Origin of the sequence: Chamaesiphon sp. OTE_8_metabat_110, from assembly GCF_031382685.1 — a bacterium.
In the GTDB taxonomy this organism is placed as follows: Bacteria; Cyanobacteriota; Cyanobacteriia; order Cyanobacteriales; family Chamaesiphonaceae; genus Chamaesiphon.
Map to the genome: position 1 here is coordinate 1 of NZ_JANMZA010000655.1, position 3356 is coordinate 3356.

3 protein-coding genes and 1 pseudogene are annotated in these 3356 nt (G+C 45.0%); 1 reads left to right on the plus strand and 3 read right to left on the minus strand.

Annotated elements, in window-relative coordinates; all coding sequences use genetic code 11:
• A partial coding sequence (locus RMO52_RS23570) for a hypothetical protein (RefSeq protein ID WP_310419215.1) occupies positions 1-291 on the plus strand: 291 nt, incomplete at its 5' end.
• A 34-nt stretch (positions 292-325) separates the two neighbouring features.
• On the opposite strand, the gene RMO52_RS23575 is transcribed toward RMO52_RS23570, so the two are convergent.
• The 3 genes and pseudogenes from RMO52_RS23575 to RMO52_RS23585 form a co-directional block, all read right to left on the minus strand.
• Positions 326-1132: a prohibitin family protein gene (locus RMO52_RS23575; RefSeq protein ID WP_310419218.1), complete on the minus strand. Its 807-nt coding sequence runs from the start codon at positions 1130-1132 to the stop codon at positions 326-328.
• Positions 1133-1211: 79 nt separating this feature from the next.
• Entirely contained in the window at positions 1212-2189 is a 978-nt protein-coding gene (gene cofG, locus RMO52_RS23580; RefSeq protein WP_310419222.1) for a 7,8-didemethyl-8-hydroxy-5-deazariboflavin synthase subunit CofG, read from the minus strand.
• 38 nt (positions 2190-2227) lie between these two features.
• Positions 2228-3115: pseudogene (locus RMO52_RS23585) on the minus strand (AAA family ATPase); the annotation flags it as partial.
• Positions 3116-3356: the final 241 nt, after the last annotated feature.

Genomic DNA, 3356 nt, shown 5'->3' on the forward strand with positions numbered 1-3356 from the left:
GCCGCGCCCGAGCGGCCGGAACAGTCTTGGGCCCTTCTTTCATATACCAACTTCTCAGTTTCTCTCGAAATAAACAGCCAAAAAAACAGAAAGAGCCTGAGTATACTGGCACCAGCATTTCTATATTTCATTAGTACTTTAATTTGGATTGCTATCTTCAGCCAAGATCCTCGGTTTCAGGGGCAAGGAATTCTTGGTCTAATGATGTTTTTTATGGTGGGTATAGGTCTGGCACTGATTCGTTTACTCATAGGTTTCGCGATCTGGTTCATCGGTAGACAACGTCGGTAAAGTACTACGATCGAATTGAATCATGCTCGTCTTTCTACTTTTGAGGTGGAGAAATATTAATTAATGGTAATGCTCCATTTCCACCCATCACTGTCGGAAACTTACCATCCCATTTTTCGATCGCTTGTTTTTCTAGTAATTCTTTATTTAAACTCTGTCTGAGTAGCTTTTGAGCTTCGGCGGTTCCTTTAGCTCGATTGACTTCTGCTTGAGCTTGTCTAGAAGCTTTTAATGCTTCATATTCGGCTTTTTTCGCATCTTGTTCGGCAATTTGTTTTTGCTCGATGGACTTAGTGAATTCTGGCGAAAATCCAATATTGATGAGTGATACATCATCGACTTGGATGCCGTATTTTGCCAGTCTAGGCTTGAGACTGCGTTCGATCTCGTCCTTCAGGCTACTGCGTTGCTTGAGGATTTCTTCAGCGGTTCGCTGAGGAGTTGCCGCTTTGAGAACTTCCGAAATTGCGGGAGTTACTATTATTTCTCTGACTTGGCGATCGTCGCCTATTTGCTGATACACTCGGTTAACTTTATTCGGTTCGATATGCCAATTTACAGATGTCATCACATCTAAAGTTTGCAAGTCTTTGGTACCGACCTTAACGGCAACATCGACTTTTTTAACCTTGACACTCATTTTCTTGATACTGGTGTAGATTGGTAGGACTGGATGAAACCCTTCATTTAAGATTTGGTCTTGGACTTCTCCGAGGTGCATGATGACACCTCGTTCGCCAGGATTAACGATCGTAAAAGGTTTAAATAAGATTGCCGCTAAGAGCAGAACTATTCCCCCACTCAGATATAGATAAAATGACGATCCAAGTCTGATACTCATTGTTGATTTTCCGTAATTGCTCTTGACTTACTCTACTCATTGGGAGTGGGCAATGAGATTATGCAGGTCGCCTAAGATTTTAGTCTAGATTATCGATCGCAGCCATTTGCATCGATTGACGCTGATAGTTAATCTTAGCTTGTAATCGATCGGACAAATAATGTTCTCTATTGGGATAAACTGGCAATCTGCGCTGTAATTCATAGCCAGCATTAGCAAGTAACGCACTCAAGTTTGCTAGCTGTAAATGATGGTAGTCGGGATTGACTTCATCTTTAGGAACGATCCCGCCTAAATCTTTTGCACCCGCAGCTAAACAAGCTAGTAATAGATTGGGATTTGGAATTAAATTTGGTGGGATTTGGATCGTAATATCCGCAGGCAATATCTGTCTTGCTAACTGAATTACTCTGGGCAATTTAAGGATGTCAAAACCTAATCCAGCCAAACTTTCCTGGCTGCCTGGACTATATGGTTGCAATATTACTTCCTGAATATGTCCCCAGCGGATATGAATATCGGCGATCGCTTGTAAACTAATTTGCCAGTCAGTTTCAGCTTCACCGATGCCCAATAACAACCCCGTTGTAAATGGAATCTGTAATTCACCCGCCCAATTAAGTTGTTCGAGTCTGATTGCAGGCAATTTACTCGGTGCATGACGATGAACGCCATTGAGTAAGCTGGGGTCTAAGGACTCTAACATCAAACCCATCGATACATTTACTGATGCTAAACGTGCCATCTCGTCATAGCTTAAAGGGCCAGCGTTAGTATGTGGTAAAAAGCCCATATTTAGAGCTAAGTTGCCAATCTCATAAATGCGATCGAGCCAAGCTGGACGACGTGCAGATTGAGGATGAATTTCGCCACTCAAGATCAAGATTTCACAAATATTTTCACCCTGAAGATCGGTGAGAATCTGGGTAGCTCGATCGATTTTCATCCATGTATCTGCGCCAGGATCGACCCGGAAGTTGCAATAGCTACACCGATTGAAACATTCATAAGTCGGTACGATCGTATATGCTGGACTATAAGTAATAACTTTTATCATTTAGACCCACTATCCCCTATTCCCTATCCCCTCCCTACTCCATAGCGAACGCGATTGTATTCCTCAACCAGTCTACCTTCAGCGACCGATTTTTGCTCTTGGACTAACAGATTGCCAAACTCTACCAGACGGGCGAGGGTAAAATATGGTTTGGGAAAAGTTGGCTTAATCCCGCTTGCCGGATTGACTACTTCCATCGCGACTCTTTCTAATCCTACTTGTCCGATAAATTCTCTAATTTGCTCGTCATAGATCCGCGCGCGCATCGCTGCAAAAAAATCAACTGCTTGCTCGGCAAATCGATCGACCAAACTAACTATTTCCCGACCAGAAATATTATCTGGCGCAAAAATCCCACTCACAATCCCCACTTTATCCTCATGCGTCGGTACCCAGTAGAACTTCTCCATTCGTCCGTCGCGCACCAGTGGCGCATACAGTGTCGATAGATCGTTTCCAGTTAAAATAATCGGAATTCGCGGTAAAGGAGTCGAATCGTAACTACCAGGTAGCTGGACATTGGTGGGATTATCGGCGATATTCATCAGCGTGGCATTAACTAGCTGGGTATTGACCGTATACTGCGTACCCTGGTCGAATCTCCCCGCCCCAGCATCGATATCATTAATTACCAGCACCGCCATCCGCCCGCGCACCTTAATAATTTCCGCCGCCTCCCGATACCGCAACCGAATCAATCGCGCTGAATCCCCCGCATCGGGACTCTCCAACTCTCCCGCCGAAATATGGATTGCTTCGACCTTCATCCGATCGAATACCAATTCACACTGAAAAGTTTTTCCCTCGCCTTTACGCCCATGTACGCCCAAAATTAGCGGTACTTTGACACCAGGCAGATCGAGATAATTTTTGGTGATATGGACGGCTAGTTTGTCGAGGAAAGCTGGAGCGATGTAGTAATCCATGAGGGAGATGGGAGATGGGAGATGGGAGGTGGGAGATGGGAGGTGGGTGAACCCCTGATTTCATATTGCTAAAAGGATGTCTGATACCAAATCCGCTTTACAAACCCTTCTTTTGCGACCTTTAACCCCTCGTCGCCCTCACCCCGCCGTCACCTGCGGTTCCGGCTCCCCTCTCCCAAGCTTGGGAGAGGGGTTGGGGGTGAGGGCAGGGGTTTACGAGTGCTAATCGATACTTTTCAAA